We start from the raw sequence: 18,613 nt of genomic DNA, 5'->3' as shown, positions 1-18,613 counted from the left end.
GTGCGGTGGGTGGCGCCGAGGCGCTACACATCTCCTGTGAAAGAGCTCTGGAGCGACCCGGCCTGGCTGGCCGGCGCCCATGCGTGGATCGACGAGCAGACCGCCTCGCTCGGGCTGGTGCGCGCGGGCGAGGTCGAGCAGCCGCACCTGGAGACGTGGTCGACGGTGCTCAAGGTGCCGACGACGACCGGGCCGGTCTGGTTCAAGGCCAACCACGGTCCGCTCGAGCACGAGGCGGCCCTCGTCACGTTGCTCACCGAGCGGGTCCCGGACCTCGTCCAGGCCCTCCTGGCGGTCGACCTCGACCGCGGCTGGATGCTGATGAGCGACGGCGGCGAGCGACTCCGTGAGCTGATCGAGGTCGAGCAGAGCCTCGAGCGGTGGCACCACGCCCTGGACGCCGTGGCCCGGATCAGCCTGGCGCTGGAGGACGACGTCGACCACCTGCTCGCCCTCGGCGTACCGGACCTGCGGCTCGCCACCCTCCCCGCGGGCTACGCCGCCCTGATGGACGAGATCGACGCCGAGCCGCGCTTCCGCGAGGCCGCAGCCCAGGTGGCCGACCTGTCCGCGCGGCTCGCGCCGTACGGCATCCGCGACAGCGTGCAGCACGACGACCTCCACGACGGCCAGATCTACGTGCGCGACGGCCGCCACTGGGTCCTGGACTGGGGTGACGCGTGCGTGTCCCACCCGTTCTTCGTGCTGTCGGTCGCGCTCGAGGGCCAGCTCGCCTGGGGGCTCGACGACGAGGAGAGCTCCGTCGACACCGCCCCCTTCCGCGACACGTTCCTCGCGCCCTACGCGGCCGCCTACCCGCACCTCTCGCACGCCGACCTGGCGGAGGCGGTGCGGCTGGCGACCCGGCTGGGGTGGGCCGTGCGCGCGGTCAACGGCCACATCGCCGGCGACAAGGACCAGACGGTGACCCGGCTGACGATGTTCGTCGACGGTGGCGTCTAGGACTGAGCCGCTGCGAGGGCCTAGGCGCGGCGCGACTCCAGCACCCGGAAGCCCTTGGCACTGGCCAGGCGCTCGGTCGGGTAGCCCTGCTCCCCCAGCCAGCGCTGGAGGGAGTCGGCGCCGAGGTTCTTGCCGACGACCATGACCGCGCGCCCGCCCGGCGCCAGGCGCGGCAGCCAGGTCAGCAGCAGCTCGTGGAGTGCCTGCTTGCCGATCCGGATCGGCGGGTTCGACCAGATCTCGTCGTACGTCGCAGTCGTGTCGACGCCGTCGGGGGTCGCGGCCACGAAGCGGTCGCCCACGCCGAGCGACGCGGCGTTCTCGTTGGCCAGCAGCACGGCCCGCTCGTTGACGTCGACGGCCGTCACGACCGCGGTCGGAGCGGCGACGGCGATCGCGAGCCCGATCACGCCGAAGCCACAGCCCAGGTCGAGGACCCGCCCACCCGCGGGCGGCTCGGTCTCGCGGAACAGGATCGACGTACCGATGTCGACGCGGCCGTTGGCGAAGACCCCCGACCCGCTGGTCAGGCGCAGCTCGTGGCCCCACACCGAGGCGACCACGGGAGAGCGCTTGAACGCGACCGCCGGGTCGGCCGAGAAGTAGTGGTCATCCATCGCGTCGGGCCCTCGTCGTCGTGGCCCGCGAGGCCATCTCGGCGTCGGCTGGGTAGGCGACCTCCTCGAGCGTGAGCCCGTGCGGGTGGGCCACCGTCACCGACGGGTCGCGCCGCCCCGCGTGGAGGATCCGGCCCGCCCACTCTGGCGACTCGCGGCCGTCGCCGACGGCCAGCAGGCAGCCGACCAGCGCGCGCACCATGCTGTGGCAGAACGCGTCCGCGCGCACCGTGGCCTCGGCGAGCCCCGCGGGCGAGCGCGACCACGACAGGTCGAGCAGCGTGCGGATCGTGGTGGCGCCCTCGCGACGGCGGCAGAAGGACGCGAAGTCGTGGTGGCCGACCAGCAGCGCCGACGCCTCGTTCATGGCATCGATGTCGAGCGGGCGTGACCAGACCAGGACGTGGTGCCGGGTCAGCGGGTCGACCAACGCGGGGTCGTCGGCGATCCGGTAGGCGTAGCGCCGCCACAGGGCCGAGAACCGGGCGTCGAAACCGGGCGGCGCCTCGCCGACGTCACGCACCCGCACGTCGGCCGGCAGCACCCCGTTGAGCCGGCGCAGCAGGTGGGGCGGGACCTGGTCGCGGTCCACGTCGACGTGGACGACCTGCCCGCGGGCGTGCACCCCTGCGTCGGTGCGCCCCGCGCAGACCGTCGCGACCGACTCGCGCCGCAGGACCGTCATCAGCGCGTGGTTGAGCACGTCCTGCACCGTGCGCAGCCCCGGCTGGGTCGCCCAGCCGTGGAAGTCGGTGCCGTCATAGGCACACTCGATCCTCAGCCGCACCCGCCCAGTTTCGCAGGTCGGGATAATGGTCTGTGTGCAGCCCGCCATCATCCTGGTCTCAGCAGAGCACGCCGCCTTCCTCCTCGACGAGTTCGGGCGCTATGCCCGCGACTACGACCTCTACACCGCTGGCTCCTGCGCCGAGGCCAACGAGGTGGCCAGGCGCGTCCTCGACGCCGGCGGGCAGGTGGCGCTCTTCGTCTCCGACACCGAGCTCCCCGACGCCCACGTCCTCGAGGCCTTCCACAAGTGGCGCACCGTCATCCCCACGGCGCGTCGCATCATCGCCGCCCACTGGACCTACTTCCTCGACCGCGCACCGGCGCTGCGGCCCGGCATGGCGAAGGGCAAGTACGACGCCTACCTGCTGATGCCGCGCGGCGTGCGCGACGAGGAGTTCCACGGCGCCGTCGTCGAGCTGCTGTCCGACTGGGGCTCGACGGTCGCCAAGCCCGAGGTCGAGAGCGTGCGGATCGTGGCGCCGGCCCCGGACGCCCTGACGAGCGCGATCGCGACTACGCCGACCGCATGGGCATGCCGTCCGGCTTCCACACCCCCGACACCGAGATCGGCCGCGAGGCGGTCGCCGAGTGCGCGACGCCGGGCGGACCGACGTACCCGATCGTGACGACGCCCGGCCGGCCGCCGTTCGTCGCCACCTCGGTGCGCGACGTCGCGATCTCGCTGTACGGCGCCCCGGGCGACGTGAGGGTCGAGGGGGTCGTCGACCTGGCGATCGTGGGGGCCGGCCCGGCGGGCCTCGCCGCCGCGGTCTACGGCGCCTCCGAGGGCCTGACCACCGTGGTGCTAGAGGCCGAGGCGATCGGCGGCCAGGCCGGCACCAGCTCGATGATCCGCAACTACCTCGGCTTCCCGCGCGGCATCTCCGGGATGCGGCTGGCCCAGCGGGCGCGCAACCAGGCGCTGCGGTTCGGCACGCAGTTCTACACCGGCTGGGACGTCGCGTCGCTGGAGACCCGGCCCGACGGGGCGCACGTTCTGTCCACCGGGGGCGGCAGCGTGCAGGCCAGCACCGTCGTCGTCGCTACCGGGGTCGCCTACCGCAAGCTCGGCATCCACACGATCGAGGACCTCGTCGGCTTCGGGGTCTACTACGGCAGTGCCATGTCGGCCGCCCGCGAGATGGAGGGCGCCGACGTCGTCGTGGTCGGCGGCGGCAACTCGGCCGGTCAGGCCGCGATCCACCTGGCCCGCTTCGCCGCGTCGGTCACGATCCTGGTCCGCCGGCCCGCGCTCGCCGAGACGATGTCGCAGTACCTGATCGGCGAGATCGAGTACAACGCGCGGATCACGGTGCAGCCCTGCTCCGAGATCGCCGACGGTGGTGGCGACGGCCGCCTCGAGTGGCTCGACATCCGCGACACGACGACCGGCGCGGTCACCCGTCGCGGGGCCGACGGGCTGTTCCTGCTGCTCGGCGCCGAGCCCAACTGCGACTGGCTCCCGCCTGAGGTCGCGCGCGACCGGCGCGGCTTCGTGCTCACCGGCCGCGACATCCCCACCGAGCGCTGGGCCGGCGAGCTCCCTCCGGCCAACCTCGCCACCACCGTCAACGGGGTCTTCGCGGTCGGCGACATCCGCGCCAACTCCATGAAGCGGGTCGCGGCGGCCACCGGCGAGGGCGCGTCCGTCGTACCTCTCGTGCACGCCTACCTGGCGCCCGGCTGACCCTCGTCTGTGGACAAGTCCGGGAAAGTACGGAACGAGATCGACCCGATGCGGCCGCTGCAGGGTCGATTGCGTTCCGTACTTTCCGGGCCCTATCCCAGTTCGTGACGGTACGGCGGGTCGGCACCGGGTCGCGACACGGTCACCGCCGCGGCCCGTACGGCGTGGGCCAGGACCTCGGCCGGGTCGCGGCCGGGGTCGTCCCACAGCGCGTCGACGATCGCCGCGCTGAACGTGTCGCCGGCCCCGATCGTGTCGGCGACGGTGACACTGGGTGCCTCGACCTCGACGACGCCGCCCGCGTCCAGCCAGGTCGCGCCGCCGGCGCCCCGGGTGACGGCGACCGCGCGGGGCCCGAGCCCGAGGAGGTGCGCCGCCGCGTCGATGAGGGAGCGGCCGGGGTAGAGCGCCGCCAGGTCCTCGTCGCTGGCCTTGACCAGGTGCGAGGCCGCGACGACCCGCTCGACCCGGGCGACGAGGCCGGCGCCGGTGCCGGTGATCGCCGGCCGGGCGTTGATGTCGTAGGTGACGGTGGCCCCGGTGAGCCGCTCCACGATCGCCAGGACGTCGTCGGCGCCCGGCTTCAGCACCGCTCCGATCGAGCAGACGTGGACGAAGCGCGGGCTCTCGTCGCCGAGCGGGTTGAGCCGCCAGTCCAGGTCGAACACGTACGACGCCGACCCGTCCGCCGCGATCGTCGCCTCGGCCGAGGAGGTGCGCTCGACGGCGTAGGGATCGGTGGCCAGCACCACGTCGTCGCGCCCCAGGTGCTCGGCGATCGCGCGCCCCCGCGCGTCGTCGGCGTACGCCGTGGCGAACCGGACGGGCCGGCCGAGCCGCGCCAGGGCGACGGCCACGTTGGCGGCACTCCCCCCCGGCCACTCGGTCCGGCTGCCGTCGGGCTCGAGGACGACGTCGACCAGCGACTCACCGACGACCAGCACGTAGGGATCCACGGACCATCCCTACCACCCCGGCTGCGATACCTTCCCCGGGTGGTGGACATCGTGCTCGACCCCTCGCTCCCGGAGCCCCCGTTCGAGCAGGTACGCAGCCAGGTCGCGCGCCGCGCGGCCTCCGGTGACCTGCCGGCCGGCACCAAGCTCCCGACCGTGCGCGCGCTCGCGACCCAGCTCGGCATCGCGGTCAATACCGTGGCCCGGGCCTACAAGGAGCTCGAGGCGGACGGCGTCGTGGTCACCGAGGGCCGTCGGGGCACCTTCGTGGCGGCGCCGGACGCTCCCGCGGACGTCGAGGCGGTCGCGGCCGACCTCGCCGCGAGCGCTCGCCGTGCGGGGCTGACGCTCGCCCAGACGCAGCGGCTCCTCGGCGACGCCTGGACCTCGGCCTAGCCGACGTGCGCTACGTGGTCTACGGGACGGGTGCCGTCGGCGGTGTCATCGGGGGCAACCTGCACCTCGCCGGTGTCCCGGTCACGCTGGTCGCGCGCGGCGAGCACCTCGCCCGGATCCGGGCCGACGGGCTGACGCTGGACCGGGAGGACGGGCGGCACCGCATCGACGCGCCCGCGACCGACACCGCGGCCGGGGTCGAGTGGACCGACGACACGGTCGTCCTGCTCTGCGTGAAGGGCCACCAGACCCAGACCGCCCTCGACGACCTGGTGGCGCACGCGCCCGCCGACGTAGCGGTCGTGTGCGCCCAGAACGGCGTGGCCAACGAGCGCGCGGTGCTGCGGCAGCTCGCCGCGACGTACGCCGTCTGCGTGATGCTGCCGGCTACCCACCTCGAGCCCGGCCTGGTCGTGCAGAAGTGCCACCCCACGCCGGGGATCCTCGACATCGGGGCTGTGCCAGCCGGCACGGACGAGCGGGCCGAGGCGATCGCGGCGGACCTGCGCCGTGGCGGCTTCGAGTCGCTCGCGCGGCCCGACATCATGGCCTGGAAGCACCACAAGCTCCTGATGAACCTCGGTAACGGCGTCGACGCCACCTGCGCACCCGGGCCCGCGGCCGACGAGCTCGTCCGGCTCGCGCAGGAGGAGGGCGAGCAGGTGCTGCGCCGGGCGGGCGTCCCGGTCGTGACCGCCGAGCAGGACGCCGAGCGCCGGGGCGACCACCTGCGCCGACGCGGGCACCTGTCCGTCGAGGCGGGTGGCTCCACCTGGCAGAGCGTCACCCGGGGCGGCAGTGGCGTCGAGATCGACTACCTCGCGGGCGAGATCGTGTTGCTGGCTCGGCTCCACGGCATCCCCGCCCCCGTCAACGAGGCGGTCCAGCGCGCCACCCACGACCTGGTCCGCTCGGGCGGTGCCCCTCGGAGCCTCGACGCGGCCACGCTGCTCCCCAAATGACGTTGACCCGCCCGAAAGTTTCGGGCGGGTCAACCATGAAGCGGTGGGATCAGGCCTTGTCGGCCTCGTCCTCGGTGGGCTCGGCCTCGGCGACGACGCTCTCCTCGGGCGACGCCTCTTCGGCGAGCTCGGTGGGCGCCTCGTCCGTGGCGGTCTCCTCGGCGGGAGCCTCCTCGGCGGCGGTCTCGTCGACCACGGTCTCCTCGACCGGGGTCTCCTCGACCGGGGTCTCCTCGACCGGAGCAGCCTTGGGGGCCGGGGCCGCCTTCTTGGTCTTGGGAGCCGACGGCGCGTAGGCCTCGGTCACGAGCTCGATCACGGCCATGGGCGCGTTGTCGCCCTTGCGGGGACCGATCTTGGTGATCCGGGTGTAGCCGCCGGGACGCTCCGAGAAGCTGGGCCCGATCTCAGTGAAGAGGGTGTGCACGACGCCCTTGTCACGGATGGTCTTGAGGACCATGCGACGGTTGTGCAGGTCGCCCTTCTTGGCCTTGGTGATCAGCTTCTCGGCGTGGGGACGCAGCGCGCGCGCCTTGGCCTCGGTGGTCGTGATCCGACCGTGCTCGAACAGCTGGGTCGCCAGGTTGGCCAGGATCAGGCGCTGGTGGGCCGGGCTACCGCCGAGGCGGGGACCCTTGGTGGGCTTGGGCATTTCTCTTCTCGTTTCTCCCCGGCCGTGTCAGGTACCGGGATAGATGGCTGGTGGTGCTGAACGCTGACCCGTCGCAAAGTTTGCGACGGGTCAGCGGTGGATCAGTACTGCTCGTCCTCGACGAACGCGTCGTCGTCGTCGTCGCCGTACGCCGCCAGGGCAGCGTGCGGGTCGAAGCCGGGCGCGCTGTCCTTGAGGGACAGGCCCATCTCGACCAGCTTGGCCTTGACCTCGTCGATCGACTTCGCACCGAAGTTGCGGATGTCGAGCAGATCCTGCTCCGAGCGGCTGATGAGCTCACCCACGGTGTGGATGCCCTCGCGCTTGAGGCAGTTGTAGGAACGGACGGTCAGCTGCAGGTCCTCGACCGGGAGGGCGAGGTCGGCAGCCAGCTGCTCGTCGACGGGCGACGGGCCGATGTCGATGCCCTCGGCCTCGACGTTGAGCTCACGGGCCAGACCGAACAGCTCGACCAGCGTCTTGCCGGCCGATGCGATGGCGTCGCGGGGCAGGATCGACGGCTTGGTCTCGACGTCGATGACCAGCTTGTCGAAGTCGGTGCGCTGCTCGACACGGGTGGCCTCGACCTTGTAGGTCACCTTGAGGACGGGGCTGTAGATCGAGTCGACCGGCATCCGGCCGATCTCGTTGTCCGCACCCTTGTTCTGGACCGCGGAGACGTAGCCGCGGCCACGCTCGACGACGAGCTCCATCTCCAGCTTGCCCTTGTCGGACAGCGTGGCGATGACGAGCTCGGGATTGTGCACCTCGACACCGGCCGGGGGCGCGATGTCAGCGGCGGTGACAGCACCGGCGCCCGACTTGCGGAGGTACATGGTGACGGGCTCGTCGTGCTCCGAGGAGACGACCAGACCCTTCAGGTTCAAGATGATCTCGGTGACGTCTTCCTTGACGCCCTCGATGGTCGAGAACTCGTGGAGGACGGTGTCGACCTTGATGCTCGTGACCGAGGCACCGGGGATCGACGACAGGAGGGTACGACGGAGGGAGTTGCCGAGCGTGTAGCCGAAGCCAGGCTCGAGCGGCTCGATGACGAACCGCGAACGGAACTCGTCGACGGACTCTTCCGACAGTGAGGGACGCTGTGCGATGAGCACTTATTCTTCCTTTCCGGACCCACCCGCTATTTGACGGATCCGAACTGCGCTGATGATGGCGTGGTGACTGCTGAGACGTACGTGCGAGCGGTGGCCGGGCTGGGCCCGGCCACCGACGCTTTCACTTCTTGGAGTAGAACTCGACGATCAGCTGCTCCTGGATCGGCATGTCGATCTGCGCCCGGACGGGGACCTGGTGGACCAGGATCCGCATCCGGTTGGGCAGGGACTCGAGCCAGGCCGGGACGATCCGCTCGCCGAAGGTCTCGCGCGCCACGATGAACGGCGTCATCTCGAGCGACTTCTCGCGCACGTCGATGATGTCGTAGGCCGAGACCTGGAACGACGGGATGTCGACCTTCTTGCCGTTGACCAGGAAGTGGCCGTGGTTGACCAGCTGGCGGGCGTGGCGGCGCGTGCGGGCGAACCCACCGCGGTAGACCACGTTGTCGAGGCGGCACTCGAGCAGCTGCAGGAGGTTGTCACCGGTCTTGCCGGTACGACGCGAGGCCTCCTTGTAGTAGTTGTGGAACTGCTTCTCCATCACGCCGTAGGTGAAGCGAGCCTTCTGCTTCTCGTGCAGCTGAGAGCGGTACTCGCCCTCCTTGATGCGCGCGCGGCCGTGCTGGCCGGGAGGGTACGGACGCTTCTCGAACGCTGCGTCTCCACCAACGAGGTCGACACCGAGACGGCGCGACTTCCTGGTCAAGGGTCCGGTGTAACGGGCCATGTCAGTCTCTCTTTCTCAGTCTCGGGTCAGACGCGCCGGCGCTTGGGCGGGCGGCAACCGTTGTGGGGGGTGGGCGTGACGTCCTGGATGGTGCCGACCTCGAGGCCGATGGCACCCAGCGACCGGATCGCGGTCTCGCGGCCCGAACCCGGGCCCTTGACGAAGACGTCGATCTTCTTCATGCCGTGGTCCATGGCACGACGGCCAGCGGCCTCGGCGGCCATCTGGGCGGCGTACGGCGTGGACTTGCGCGAGCCCTTGAAGCCGACGGTGCCGGCAGAGGCCCACGAGATGACCGCACCCGTGGGGTCGGTGATCGTGACGATGGTGTTGTTGAACGTGCTCTTGATGTGGGCTTCGCCCTGAGCGATGTTCTTCTTCTCCTTGCGGCGGACCTTCTTGGCGCCGGCCGCACGAGCCTTGGGAGGCATGCAGTTCTCCTGTGTTAGCTGGTCTGTGAGTTAGGAAGGCAGTGACACGCGCGAACGCGTGGGGTCACTTGGCCTTCTTCTTGCCGGCAACCGTGCGCTTCGGACCCTTGCGGGTGCGGGCGTTGGTCTTGGTGCGCTGACCGCGGACCGGGAGGCCCTGACGGTGGCGGCGACCCTGGTAGCTGCCGATCTCGATCTTGCGACGGATGTCTGCCTGGACCTCTCGACGGAGGTCGCCCTCGATCTTGAAGTTGCCCTCGATCGCGTCGCGGAGCTTGACCAGCTCTTCGTCGCCCATCTGGTGCACGCGCATGTTCGGGTCGACCCCGGTGAGTGCGAGCAGCTGCTGGGAACGGGTACGGCCGATGCCGTAGATGTAGGTGAGTGCGATCTCGATGCGCTTGTCGCGCGGGAGGTCGACACCAACAAGGCGTGCCATGTGATGGCCCTTTCTTGAAGGACGTGTGTCCTTCGGTGGTTCACAGAGGTTTCGATCGTGACGCGCCCCCGTCCGTCGGACGGAGCTCCGGCCTTCTGCTCCGGAGGTGGTTCGCCCACGATGGTGCTGTGGGCTAAGCGTTCACGTTGATGGGTTGTTCAGTTGTCCAGTGCCGGGAGCGATGCTCAGCCCTGGCGCTGCTTGTGACGCGGGTTCTCGCAGATCACCATGACAACGCCGTGACGACGGATCGTCTTGCACTTGTCACAGATCTTCTTGACGCTCGGGTTGACCTTCATGTCAGCCCTTTCTTACTCGGGTCGGCTGCTTACTTGTAGCGGTAGACGATGCGACCCCGGGTGAGGTCATACGGCGAGAGCTCCACCACCACACGGTCCTCAGGGAGGATCCGGATGTAGTGCTGGCGCATCTTGCCGCTGATGTGGGCGAGCACCTTGTGGCCATTGCTCAGCTCTACGCGGAACATGGCGTTGGGGAGGGCCTCCGTGATGGTTCCCTCGAGCTCGATCACGCCTTCTTTCTTCGGCATGTCCTCCACAATCTGTTGTCTGGATGTCGCGTCGTTGCTACCGACGGCCCGGGAACCTCCGGCCAGGTGACCGGTGGACCTCGTAGGATCGCTCCCCGACACCTCAGTCCGGGCGCACGTTCGACCCACTCTTGCGAGAGTGACGGACGCGCTCCGGGCAGCCGCGAGGCACCGCAGAGCAGACCCACGTTGGGCCGACACGCCAGTTTACGAGATAACCCGGGTGAAACACGAATCCGGCCGGGCTACTTCGCCAGGAGGCGCAGCGTCTCCTCGCGCGCGGGGCCGGAGGCGGGGTCGGTGCCGGCCAGGGCGCCGGCGACCGGGTGGACCATGACCTCGTCGACGCCGTACGTCGCGGCGAGCTCCGCCACCCGAGCCCGGGCCTGCTCGGGACCGCCGATCACCCAGCGCGCCGCCATTGCCTGCACGAGGCCGCGGTGGGCGTCGGGGACGCCCTCGCGCTCGGCGTCCTCGACCGTGCGCTGGGGGGTCAGCGGCTGGCCGGTCCGCAGCGCCACCATCTGGAGCAGCTGGGGCAGCGCGAGCCGCTGCGCCTCCTCGGCCGTGTCGGCGACGCAGGCGTTGACGGTGAGGAAGGTGCGCGGCTCGGCGAGCTCGGGCGACGGCACGAACCGCGACCGGTAGAGCTCGAGCGCCTCCGCGGTGCCCTCCCCGGAGAAGTGGTGGGCGAAGACGTAGGGCATGCCCTTCTCGGCGGCCAGCCGCGCGGAGTAGTCCGACGAGCCGAGGAGCCAGATCTGCGGCACCGACGTCGCGGCCGGGGTGGCGCGTAGGACGTGGCGTCGACCCTGGACGGCCAGCCCGACACCCTCGGGCTCCATCATCGCCAGCACGTTGTCGACGTACTCCGGGAAGAGCGAGACCGCCTCGTCGGTGACACCGCCGGCGCCGTGGCGCAGCGCCCAGCTGGTCACCGGGTCGGTGCCCGGCGCGCGACCGATGCCGAGGTCGACGCGGCCGGGGTAGGCGGCCTCCAGCAGCGCGAACTGCTCGGCCACCACGAGGGGCGCGTGGTTGGGCAGCATCACGCCGCCGGAGCCGACCCGGATCCGAGACGTCGCACCGGCGACCATCGAGATCAGCACCGGCGGGTTGGTCGCCGCCACCGCCGGCATGTTGTGGTGCTCCGCGAGCCAGTAGCGGCGGAACCCGAGGTCGTCGGCGACCCGGGCCAGCGCCAGGGTGGCCGCGATCGCGTCACCGGTCGTCTGGTCGCTGCGCACCGGGACCAGGTCGAGCACGGACAGGGCAGGCATGGAGGAAGACATCACCCTTCCCAACCTGCCCCTGCGACTGTTCATTCCGCCGAGCCGGCGCAGATCGCATGCCGAGTCGGCGCAGATCTCCTCGGCGCTCGGCGTCGACCCCTAGGCGAACCCCGGGGCCTGCGCCTAGCGCGCGGCCTCGGCCTCTTGGATCGCCTTGTCCTTGCGCAGGCTCAGCACCGCGGTGAGCACGAGAGTCACGATGATCACGCCGAGGCTCATCAACGAGCTGATCTCCGGGACCTTCACGTGCTCGCCGCCGTTGATGAACGGCAGCTCGTTCTCGTGCAGGGCGTGCAGCACCAGCTTGACGCCGATGAACGCGAGGATGAAGGACAGCCCCAGCGACAGGTAGACCAGGCGCTTGAGCAGACCGCCGAGCAGGAAGTAGAGCTGGCGCAGGCCCATCAGCGCGAAGACGTTGGCGGCGAAGACCAGGTAGGGCTCCTGGGTGATGCCGAAGATCGCCGGGATCGAGTCCAGTGCGAAGAGGATGTCGGTGCTGCCGAGCGCGATGATCACGATCAGCATCGGGGAGACCACGCGAGCGCCGTTCTCCTTGTACCAGAGCTTGAGGCCGCGGAACTCCTCGCCGACGTTCATGTGGTTCTGCGCGAACTTGACCACCGGGTTGTCCTCGGGGTGCTCGTCGTCGTGCGTCCGGTAGCTCTTGACCAGGCTGTAGGCCGTGTAGACGAGGAACGCGCCGAAGACGTAGAAGACGAACGAGAAGTTCTCGATCAGCTGGTAGCCGAGGGCGATGAAGATCGCGCGGAAGATCAGCGCCAGGATGATGCCCACCATCAGGGCTTCCTGCTGGAGCTCGCGGGGGACCTTGAGCGCCGCCATCAAGATGATGAAGACGAACAGGTTGTCCATCGACAGGCTGTACTCCGTCAGCCAGCCGGCGAAGAACTCCACCCCGTAGTCGTGGCCGTGAAAGAGCAGCACCCACACACCGAAGGCGATCGCAGCCCCGATGTAGACGGTGAGGGCGACGGCGCACTCACGCATGGTCGGCTCGTGCGGGTCGCGGGCGATGACGACCACGTCGAAGAGCAGCACGGCAACCGTGACGCCGATCGTGATGGCCCATTCAAGGGTCGAAACTTCCACAGGGGACTCCAGAGGTGAGGGGACGTCTGATCTCCAGAGGTCTCTTCCGCCGCTCGCAAGCGACCCACGGCCCCGGACCGCGCCGAGACGCTGGTCGTGCTGACGACACCGCAGCGAAAGGAATACTCCCCTCCTACGTGACCCATCATTCCACGCCCGCCGCGCCCCACGGAAAACGGCGGCGGACGTGGGCAATCACGAGCCCTGCCGGGAGTACGAGCGAAGCGAGTACTCCCAATTGAGGCCGAAGGCCTCAACGGCCGCCGAATGGAACGCCGAGCCGGCCGAGCATCTCCTCGCCGCCGTCGAGCGCGGTGAGCACCCAGGCGCCCTGCGGGGTGAGGGTGAAGGTGTGCTCGAAGTGGGCCGCCCAGGAGCCGTCGGCGGTGACGACGGTCCAGTCGTCCTCGAGCACCTCGGACTCCTTGGTGCCGAGCGTGATCATCGGCTCGACGGCGAGGGCCAGGCCCCGGACCAGCTTGGGGCCGCGTCCCGCCTTGCCGTAGTTGGGGACGTCGGGCGGCTGGTGCATCTGGGTGCCGATGCCGTGGCCGGTGTAGTCCTCGAGGATCCCGAAGTTCCCACTGGAGCGGACGTGCTGCTCGACTGCGTGCGAGATGTCGGAGACCCGGCCGCCGGGCCGGGCCGCGGCGATGCCGCGCCACATGGCCTCCTCGGTGACCCGCATCAGGTGGTGCAGCTCGTCGGACACCTCCCCCACGGCGACCGTGATCGCCGCGTCGCCGTGCCAGCCGTCGACGATCGCCCCACAGTCGATCGAGACCAGGTCGCCGTCGGCGAGGACCCGCGGCCCGGGGATCCCGTGGACCACCTCGTCGTTGACCGAGGCGCAGATCGAGCCGGGGAAGCCGTGGTAGCCCTTGAACGACGGGGTCGCCCCCGAGGCGCGGATGTGGTCCTCCGCGATGGCGTCGAGCTCGCCCGTGGAGATCCCGGCCCGCGCGCTGGAGCGCATCAGCTCGAGCGTGCGCCCTACGACGAGCCCGGCGCAACGCATGGCGTCGACCTGCTCGGGGGTCTTGATCTCGATCCCACGGTCGAGGAGGCCCATGATCGGCGGCCGGTCAGCTCTGGGGTACGACGTCCAGCGCGTCGAAGATCCGCTGGGTGACGTCGTCGACCTCGCCCATGCCGTCGAGCTCGACGAGGATGCCGCGACCGCGGTAGACCTCGATCAGCGGTTCGGTCTGCTCGGTGTAGAGCTCCTGGCGGCGCCGGATGACGTCCTCGGTGTCGTCGGCGCGGCCCTCGAGCTCGGCACGCTGGAGCAGGCGCTGCACGATCTCGTCCTGGTCGACCGTGAGCACCAACACGGCGTCGAGCTCGTGGCCGGTGAACTTGATCATCCCGTCCAGCTCCTCGACCTGCGAGAGCGTGCGGGGGTAACCGTCGAGCAGGAACCCGGACTCGGCGTCGGGCTCGTCGATGCGGTTGCGCACCATCAGGTTGGTGACCTCGTCGGGGACGTAGTCACCCGCGTCCATGTACTGCTTCGCCTTGAGACCGAGCTCGGTGCCACGGGTGACGTTGGCGCGGAAGATGTCGCCGGTGGAGATGGCCGGGATCTTGAAGTGCTCGGCGACGAACTTCGCCTGCGTTCCCTTGCCGGCTCCGGGGGGGCCCATGATGATCAGCCGCATAGCGAGCGTGTCTCCTTGTCCTGGCCCACTACACGCCATGCGTGCCGCCGGCTCTGGTGTCGTTCAGTCATCGATGCTCGAGCGGGCGCTTATCGGAGGAAGCCCTCGTAGTTGCGCTGCTGGAGCTGGCTCTCGATCTGCTTCACCGTGTCCAGGGCAACACCCACCATGATCAGGATCGAGGTGCCGCCGAACGGGAAGTTCTGGTTCGCGTCGATGAGGACCAGAGCGATCAAGGGGATCAGCGAGATCAGGCCGAGGTAGAGCGCACCCGGCAGGGTGATCCTCGACAGGACGTAGGACAGGTAGTCCTCGGTCGGCTTGCCCGCCCGGATTCCGGGGATGAAGCCGCCGTACTTCTTCATGTTGTCGGCAACCTCGGTGGGGTTGAAGGTGATCGACACGTAGAAGTAGGTGAAGAAGACGATGAGGGCGAAGAACGTCGCCATGTAGACCGGGTGGCCACCGCTGACGAGGTAGTCGGAGATGAACTCGACCCACGGCGAGCCGCTGTCCTGGTTGAACTGGACGGCCATGGCCGGCAGGTAGAGCAGCGAGGAGGCGAAGATGACGGGGATGATGCCGGCCTGGTTGACCTTGAGCGGGATGTACGTCGAGCTCCCGCCGAACATCTTGCGCCCCACCATCCGGCGGGCGTACTGGACGGGGATCCGCCGCTGCGCCTGCTCGATGAAGATGACGGCCGCGACCACGACGAGCCCGACCGCGATGACGATCGCGAAGATCCACCAGCCCTGGCCCTTCTGGACCGCCCAGAGGGCGCTCGGGAAGGTCGCCACGACCTGGCAGAAGATCAGGATGGACATGCCGTTGCCGACGCCGCGGTCGGTGATCAGCTCACCGAGCCACATGATCACGGCGGTGCCTGCGGTCATCGTGATCACGAGGACGAGGAACGTCGAGGTGCTCTGGCTGTGCAGCAGAGGCTCGGTGCAGTTCTGGAGGAGTCGGCCGGAACGGGCCAGCGCCACGATGCCGGTCGCCTGGAGCAGCGCGAGGCCGAGCGTCAGGTAGCGGGTGTACTGGGTGATCTTGGTCTGCCCCGCCTGGCCTTCCTTCTTCAGCGCTTCGAGCCGTGGGATGACCACGACGAGCAGCTGCAGGATGATGCTGGCGGTGATGTAGGGCATGATCCCCAGCGCGAAGATCGTCAGCTGGAGGAGCGCGCCGCCGGAGAACAGGTTGATCAGGTTGTAGACGCCCTCGCTGTTCTCGGCGTTGCCGAGGCAGTCCTGGACGTTGGCGACGTCGACGCCGGGGGCGGGGATCTGCGAACCGGCCCTGAAGATCACGATGACCAGCAGGACGAACAGCAGCTTGCGCCGCAGGTCCGGAGTCCGGAAGGCGTTCACGAACGCGCTGAGCACTAGATCCTCTTTCTCCAAGCAGGTGACGGGCCCTGTTCGAGGACCCGTGGAAGCCTAACAGGCGCTACGTGGCCGCCATGATGCGCACGAGGGGCGCTCACCCGACTCCCGGAGGAGTGGAGGTCAGCGCCCCTTACGCGTGCGTGTGGTGCAGGTCAGACCAGCGTCGCGGTGCCGCCGGCGGCCTCGATCTTGTCCTTGGCCGAGGAGGAGAACGCGTTGGCGCTCACCTCGACCTTGACCGAGATCTCGCCCTGACCGAGGACCTTGACCGGCTGACCCTTGCGGACAGCGCCGCGGGCCACGAGCTGGTCGACCGTGACAGCGCCACCGTCGGGGAACAGCTCGGTGATCCGGTCGAGGTTGACGACCTGGAACTCCACCTTGAAGGGGTTCTTGAACCCCTTCAGCTTGGGGAGCCGCATGTGGATCGGCATCTGGCCGCCCTCGAAGGCAGCCGGAACCTGGTAGCGGGCCTTGGTGCCCTTGGTGCCGCGGCCGGCGGTCTTGCCCTTGGAGGCCTCGCCGCGACCCACGCGGGTCTTGGCCTTCTTGGCTCCGGGCGCCGGGCGCAGGTGATGAAGCTTGAGCGTCATGGCTTCACTCGCCTCCGTCGATTCGCTCGACCGTCACGAGGTGACGGACGGTGTGGACCATGCCCCGGATCTCAGGGCGGTCCTCCTTGACGACCACGTCGCCGATGCGCTTGAGACCCAGCGTGCGAAGGGTCTCGCGCTGGTTCGCCTGGCAGCCGATCGTGGACTTCTTCTGCTGGACCTTGAGCTGTGCCATCAGGACCTCACCGCCGCCGCGTCAGCGACTGCCGCGATGCCTTCGGCCTGGGCGCGGAGGAGCGCCGCCGGGGCGACGTCCTCGACGCGCAGACCACGGCGCGCGGCCACAGCCTGGGGCTCCTCGAGCATCCGCAGGGCCTCGACCGTTGCGTGCACGATGTTGATCTGGTTGGACGAGCCCAGCGACTTGCTGAGGACGTCGTGGATGCCGGCGCACTCGAGCACCGCACGCACCGGACCACCGGCGATGACGCCGGTACCGGGCGCGGCCGGACGAAGGAAGACCACGCCAGCGGCCTTCTCGCCCTGGACCGGGTGCGGGATCGTGCCCTGGATGCGGGGGACGCGGAAGAAAGCCTTCTTCGCCTCCTCGACACCCTTGGCGATCGCGGCCGGAACTTCCTTGGCCTTGCCGTAGCCGACGCCGACCATGCCGTCACCGTCACCGACGATCACGAGGGCGGTGAAGCTGAAGCGACGACCACCCTTGACGACCTTGGCGACACGGTTGATCGCGACGACGCGCTCGATGTAGGCGGTCTTGTCGGCGCCCTGGCCGCGACCTCCGTCGCGTCCTCCACGGCCACCAGACTGGCGCTCGCCACTGCGCTGTCCGCGCTGGGCTCCGCTCATGAGTCTTTCCTCTTCTCTTGCTTGTAGCTGGCCATCAGAAGGTCAGACCCCCCGCGCGAGCACCGTCGGCGAGGGCCGCGATGCGACCGTGGTACTTGTTGCCGGCGCGGTCGAAGACCACGCCGTCGACACCGGCAGCCTTGGCGCGCTCGGCAACGAGCTCGCCTACCTTCTTGGCCTTGGCGGTCTTGTCACCGTCGAAGCCGCGCAGGTCGCCCTCCATCGTGGAGGCATAGGCCAGCGTCTTGCCGACCAGGTCGTCCACGACCTGAACAGTGATGTGCTTGGACGACCGCGTGACGACCAGGCGCGGGCGGTCGGCAGTGCCGGAGATGCGCTTGCGTCCCCGGACCTGTCGGCGCAGCCGCGACTTGGTGCGTGCAGCGGTGTGCTTGTTCTGCTTCAGCGAGATCGCCATGTCACTTACCGGCCTTTCCGACCTTGCGGCGGATCTGCTCGCCGGCGTATCGAACACCCTTGCCCTTGTAGGGCTCGGGCTTGCGGAGCTTGCGAATGTTGGCCGCAACCTCTCCGACGAGCTGCTTGTCGATACCCGAGACGCCCAGCTTGGTCTGGCTCTCGACGTTGAACGTGATGCCCTCAGGGGCGTCGAACACGATCACATGCGAGTAGCCGAGCTGGAACTCGAGCTGCGTCGGGCCCTTCGACAGGACGCGGTAACCCACGCCCACGATCTCGAGCTTCTTCTCGTAGCCCTCCGTGACGCCCTGGACCATGTTGCTGATCAGGGTGCGGGTGAGGCCGTGGAGTGACCGGCTCTCACGCTCGTCGTTGGGCCGCTTGACGTCCAGGACGCCCTCGTTGCGCTCGACCGTGATCGGAGCGGCGACGGTGTGCGACAGGGTGCCCTTGGGGCCCTTGACGGTCACCAGGGAGTCGTTGATGGCGACGTCCACGCCGGACGGAACCGGGATGGGGAGCTTGCCAATGCGCGACATGCTGTTGTTCTCCTTCTCGGTCTCGTCGTTACCAGACGTAGGCGAGGACTTCCCCACCCACGCCCTTCTGGTTTGCCTGGCGGTCGGTCAGCAGGCCCTGGCTCGTCGAGATGATCGCGACGCCCAGTCCGCCGAGCACCTTCGGGAGACCCGTGTGCTTGGCGTAGACCCGGAGACCGGGCTTGCTGATGCGGCGCACACCGGCGATGGAGCGCTCGCGGTTGCGGCCGTACTTGAGCGTGATGGTGAGCGTGCGGCCCACCTCGCCCTCGGCGGGCTCCTTCACGTCGAACGACGTGATGTAGCCCTCCTGCTTGAGGATCTCGGCGACGCCCTGCTTGAGCTTGCTGTACGGCATGGTCACCGCGTCGTGGTACGCCTGGTTGGCGTTGCGCAGACGAGTGAGCATGTCTGCGATCGGGTCGGTCATGGTCATGGCCGGCTGGCCCTTTCTTTCTGTGGTTTCGCGCCCCTCACGGGGAC

Annotated in this window: 26 protein-coding genes; 5 read left to right on the top strand and 21 right to left on the bottom strand. The window is 69.3% G+C overall.

Annotated elements, in window-relative coordinates:
- Positions 1-36 precede the first annotated feature (36 nt).
- Complete coding sequence (locus tag BLR90_RS13525; protein WP_091025743.1) at positions 37-963, top strand: phosphotransferase family protein; 927 nt, start codon at positions 37-39, stop codon at positions 961-963.
- A 20-nt stretch (positions 964-983) separates the two neighbouring features.
- Here the strand turns inward: BLR90_RS13525 and BLR90_RS13520 are convergent, their stop codons facing one another.
- Together BLR90_RS13520 and truA are read right to left on the bottom strand one after the other, a co-directional pair.
- Positions 984-1,580, bottom strand: a complete 597-nt coding sequence (locus BLR90_RS13520) for a class I SAM-dependent methyltransferase (RefSeq protein WP_091025742.1) — start codon at positions 1,578-1,580, stop codon at positions 984-986.
- Positions 1,573-2,367, bottom strand: a complete 795-nt coding sequence (gene truA, locus BLR90_RS13515; RefSeq protein WP_218029486.1) for a tRNA pseudouridine(38-40) synthase TruA — start codon at positions 2,365-2,367, stop codon at positions 1,573-1,575. Before truA ends, BLR90_RS13520 begins: the two co-directional genes overlap by 8 nt.
- A gap of 34 nt (positions 2,368-2,401) precedes the next feature.
- Here truA and BLR90_RS21500 point away from each other — a divergent pair, with 34 nt between their 5' ends.
- The gene (locus BLR90_RS21500; protein WP_245715315.1) at positions 2,402-2,995 is read left to right on the top strand and encodes a response regulator; all 594 of its coding nucleotides are present in this window, start codon (positions 2,402-2,404) and stop codon (positions 2,993-2,995) included.
- Positions 2,896-4,056, top strand: coding sequence for an NAD(P)/FAD-dependent oxidoreductase (locus BLR90_RS13510; RefSeq protein ID WP_245715314.1), 1,161 nt, complete (start codon positions 2,896-2,898; stop codon positions 4,054-4,056). The genes BLR90_RS21500 and BLR90_RS13510 overlap by 100 nt, the downstream gene beginning before the upstream one ends.
- Before the next feature lie 92 nt (positions 4,057-4,148).
- On the opposite strand, the gene BLR90_RS13505 is transcribed toward BLR90_RS13510, so the two are convergent.
- Entirely contained in the window at positions 4,149-5,012 is an 864-nt protein-coding gene (locus tag BLR90_RS13505) for a PfkB family carbohydrate kinase (RefSeq protein ID WP_245715313.1), read from the bottom strand.
- Between the two features lie 39 nt (positions 5,013-5,051).
- Here BLR90_RS13505 and BLR90_RS13500 point away from each other — a divergent pair, with 39 nt between their 5' ends.
- Together BLR90_RS13500 and BLR90_RS13495 are read left to right on the top strand one after the other, a co-directional pair.
- Positions 5,052-5,408 carry a GntR family transcriptional regulator gene (locus BLR90_RS13500; protein ID WP_091025741.1) on the top strand — a complete coding sequence of 119 codons (357 nt, stop codon included), beginning with the start codon at positions 5,052-5,054 and terminating at the stop codon, positions 5,406-5,408.
- A gap of 5 nt (positions 5,409-5,413) precedes the next feature.
- Entirely contained in the window at positions 5,414-6,370 is a 957-nt protein-coding gene (locus BLR90_RS13495) for a ketopantoate reductase family protein (RefSeq protein ID WP_091025740.1), read from the top strand.
- A 49-nt stretch (positions 6,371-6,419) separates the two neighbouring features.
- Here the strand turns inward: BLR90_RS13495 and rplQ are convergent, their stop codons facing one another.
- The 18 genes from rplQ to rpsH all read right to left on the bottom strand — a co-directional run bounded on the left by rplQ (position 6,420) and on the right by rpsH (position 18,566).
- Positions 6,420-7,022, bottom strand: coding sequence for a 50S ribosomal protein L17 (rplQ, locus tag BLR90_RS13490; RefSeq protein ID WP_091025739.1), 603 nt, complete (start codon positions 7,020-7,022; stop codon positions 6,420-6,422).
- A gap of 101 nt (positions 7,023-7,123) precedes the next feature.
- Positions 7,124-8,140, bottom strand: coding sequence for a DNA-directed RNA polymerase subunit alpha (locus BLR90_RS13485; RefSeq protein WP_091025738.1), 1,017 nt, complete (start codon positions 8,138-8,140; stop codon positions 7,124-7,126).
- A gap of 121 nt (positions 8,141-8,261) precedes the next feature.
- On the bottom strand, positions 8,262-8,870 hold the full coding sequence (rpsD, locus tag BLR90_RS13480) for a 30S ribosomal protein S4 (protein WP_091025737.1): 609 nt from the start codon (positions 8,868-8,870) through the stop codon (positions 8,262-8,264).
- 26 nt (positions 8,871-8,896) lie between these two features.
- Positions 8,897-9,301 carry a 30S ribosomal protein S11 gene (gene rpsK, locus BLR90_RS13475; protein ID WP_091025736.1) on the bottom strand — a complete coding sequence of 135 codons (405 nt, stop codon included), beginning with the start codon at positions 9,299-9,301 and terminating at the stop codon, positions 8,897-8,899.
- A 64-nt stretch (positions 9,302-9,365) separates the two neighbouring features.
- A complete protein-coding gene (gene rpsM / locus BLR90_RS13470) occupies positions 9,366-9,740 on the bottom strand; it encodes a 30S ribosomal protein S13 (protein ID WP_056151969.1) in 375 nt (124 codons plus the stop codon).
- Between the two features lie 185 nt (positions 9,741-9,925).
- Positions 9,926-10,039: a 50S ribosomal protein L36 gene (rpmJ, locus tag BLR90_RS13465; RefSeq protein ID WP_091025735.1), complete on the bottom strand. Its 114-nt coding sequence runs from the start codon at positions 10,037-10,039 to the stop codon at positions 9,926-9,928.
- 29 nt (positions 10,040-10,068) lie between these two features.
- Complete coding sequence (gene infA / locus BLR90_RS13460) at positions 10,069-10,290, bottom strand: translation initiation factor IF-1 (protein ID WP_026145687.1); 222 nt, start codon at positions 10,288-10,290, stop codon at positions 10,069-10,071.
- A 245-nt stretch (positions 10,291-10,535) separates the two neighbouring features.
- Complete coding sequence (locus tag BLR90_RS13455) at positions 10,536-11,570, bottom strand: LLM class flavin-dependent oxidoreductase (protein WP_218029487.1); 1,035 nt, start codon at positions 11,568-11,570, stop codon at positions 10,536-10,538.
- A gap of 135 nt (positions 11,571-11,705) precedes the next feature.
- Complete coding sequence (locus BLR90_RS13450; protein WP_091025733.1) at positions 11,706-12,695, bottom strand: TerC family protein; 990 nt, start codon at positions 12,693-12,695, stop codon at positions 11,706-11,708.
- Positions 12,696-12,948: 253 nt separating this feature from the next.
- The gene (map, locus tag BLR90_RS13445) at positions 12,949-13,767 is read right to left on the bottom strand and encodes a type I methionyl aminopeptidase (RefSeq protein WP_091025732.1); all 819 of its coding nucleotides are present in this window, start codon (positions 13,765-13,767) and stop codon (positions 12,949-12,951) included.
- A 13-nt stretch (positions 13,768-13,780) separates the two neighbouring features.
- Entirely contained in the window at positions 13,781-14,356 is a 576-nt protein-coding gene (locus BLR90_RS13440) for an adenylate kinase (protein WP_091025731.1), read from the bottom strand.
- Between the two features lie 89 nt (positions 14,357-14,445).
- Positions 14,446-15,744: a preprotein translocase subunit SecY gene (gene secY / locus BLR90_RS13435; RefSeq protein WP_091025730.1), complete on the bottom strand. Its 1,299-nt coding sequence runs from the start codon at positions 15,742-15,744 to the stop codon at positions 14,446-14,448.
- A 155-nt stretch (positions 15,745-15,899) separates the two neighbouring features.
- Positions 15,900-16,340, bottom strand: a complete 441-nt coding sequence (rplO, locus tag BLR90_RS13430; protein ID WP_091025729.1) for a 50S ribosomal protein L15 — start codon at positions 16,338-16,340, stop codon at positions 15,900-15,902.
- 4 nt (positions 16,341-16,344) lie between these two features.
- Entirely contained in the window at positions 16,345-16,536 is a 192-nt protein-coding gene (gene rpmD / locus BLR90_RS13425) for a 50S ribosomal protein L30 (RefSeq protein ID WP_091025728.1), read from the bottom strand.
- Positions 16,536-17,171 (bottom strand): 30S ribosomal protein S5, encoded by a 636-nt coding sequence (rpsE, locus tag BLR90_RS13420; protein WP_091025727.1) that lies wholly within the window; start codon positions 17,169-17,171, stop codon positions 16,536-16,538. The genes rpmD and rpsE overlap by 1 nt, the downstream gene beginning before the upstream one ends.
- Before the next feature lie 34 nt (positions 17,172-17,205).
- A complete protein-coding gene (gene rplR, locus BLR90_RS13415; RefSeq protein WP_091025726.1) occupies positions 17,206-17,589 on the bottom strand; it encodes a 50S ribosomal protein L18 in 384 nt (127 codons plus the stop codon).
- 1 nt (position 17,590) lies between these two features.
- Positions 17,591-18,130 (bottom strand): 50S ribosomal protein L6, encoded by a 540-nt coding sequence (rplF, locus tag BLR90_RS13410; RefSeq protein WP_091025725.1) that lies wholly within the window; start codon positions 18,128-18,130, stop codon positions 17,591-17,593.
- Positions 18,131-18,158: 28 nt separating this feature from the next.
- Entirely contained in the window at positions 18,159-18,566 is a 408-nt protein-coding gene (gene rpsH / locus BLR90_RS13405; RefSeq protein WP_091025724.1) for a 30S ribosomal protein S8, read from the bottom strand.
- Positions 18,567-18,613: the final 47 nt, after the last annotated feature.

Source organism: Nocardioides szechwanensis, assembly GCF_900103935.1.
Classification (GTDB): Bacteria; Actinomycetota; Actinomycetes; order Propionibacteriales; family Nocardioidaceae; genus Nocardioides; species Nocardioides szechwanensis.
Note: the sequence above shows the minus strand (reverse complement) of the source record. Positions and strands in the feature narration are given on the sequence as shown.

What these genes read in the sequence shown, in the direction of transcription:
- rpsD (WP_091025737.1), bottom strand. Translation starts at nt 8,870, where the DNA reads ATGGCCCGTTACACCGGACCCTTGACCAGGAAGTCGCGCCGTCTCGGT.
- rplO (WP_091025729.1), bottom strand. Translation starts at nt 16,340, where the DNA reads ATGACGCTCAAGCTTCATCACCTGCGCCCGGCGCCCGGAGCCAAGAAG.
- rpsM (WP_056151969.1), bottom strand. Translation starts at nt 9,740, where the DNA reads ATGGCACGCCTTGTTGGTGTCGACCTCCCGCGCGACAAGCGCATCGAG.
- BLR90_RS13455 (WP_218029487.1), bottom strand. Translation starts at nt 11,570, where the DNA reads ATGCCTGCCCTGTCCGTGCTCGACCTGGTCCCGGTGCGCAGCGACCAG.
- rpsH (WP_091025724.1), bottom strand. Translation starts at nt 18,566, where the DNA reads ATGACCATGACCGACCCGATCGCAGACATGCTCACTCGTCTGCGCAAC.
- BLR90_RS13510 (WP_245715314.1), top strand. Translation starts at nt 2,896, where the DNA reads ATGGGCATGCCGTCCGGCTTCCACACCCCCGACACCGAGATCGGCCGC.
- rplQ (WP_091025739.1), bottom strand. Translation starts at nt 7,022, where the DNA reads ATGCCCAAGCCCACCAAGGGTCCCCGCCTCGGCGGTAGCCCGGCCCAC.
- map (WP_091025732.1), bottom strand. Translation starts at nt 13,767, where the DNA reads ATGGGCCTCCTCGACCGTGGGATCGAGATCAAGACCCCCGAGCAGGTC.
- infA (WP_026145687.1), bottom strand. Translation starts at nt 10,290, where the DNA reads ATGCCGAAGAAAGAAGGCGTGATCGAGCTCGAGGGAACCATCACGGAG.
- rpsK (WP_091025736.1), bottom strand. Translation starts at nt 9,301, where the DNA reads ATGCCTCCCAAGGCTCGTGCGGCCGGCGCCAAGAAGGTCCGCCGCAAG.
- rplF (WP_091025725.1), bottom strand. Translation starts at nt 18,130, where the DNA reads ATGTCGCGCATTGGCAAGCTCCCCATCCCGGTTCCGTCCGGCGTGGAC.
- rpmJ (WP_091025735.1), bottom strand. Translation starts at nt 10,039, where the DNA reads ATGAAGGTCAACCCGAGCGTCAAGAAGATCTGTGACAAGTGCAAGACG.
- rplR (WP_091025726.1), bottom strand. Translation starts at nt 17,589, where the DNA reads ATGGCGATCTCGCTGAAGCAGAACAAGCACACCGCTGCACGCACCAAG.
- BLR90_RS13520 (WP_091025742.1), bottom strand. Translation starts at nt 1,580, where the DNA reads ATGGATGACCACTACTTCTCGGCCGACCCGGCGGTCGCGTTCAAGCGC.
- BLR90_RS13440 (WP_091025731.1), bottom strand. Translation starts at nt 14,356, where the DNA reads ATGCGGCTGATCATCATGGGCCCCCCCGGAGCCGGCAAGGGAACGCAG.
- rpsE (WP_091025727.1), bottom strand. Translation starts at nt 17,171, where the DNA reads ATGAGCGGAGCCCAGCGCGGACAGCGCAGTGGCGAGCGCCAGTCTGGT.
- rpmD (WP_091025728.1), bottom strand. Translation starts at nt 16,536, where the DNA reads ATGGCACAGCTCAAGGTCCAGCAGAAGAAGTCCACGATCGGCTGCCAG.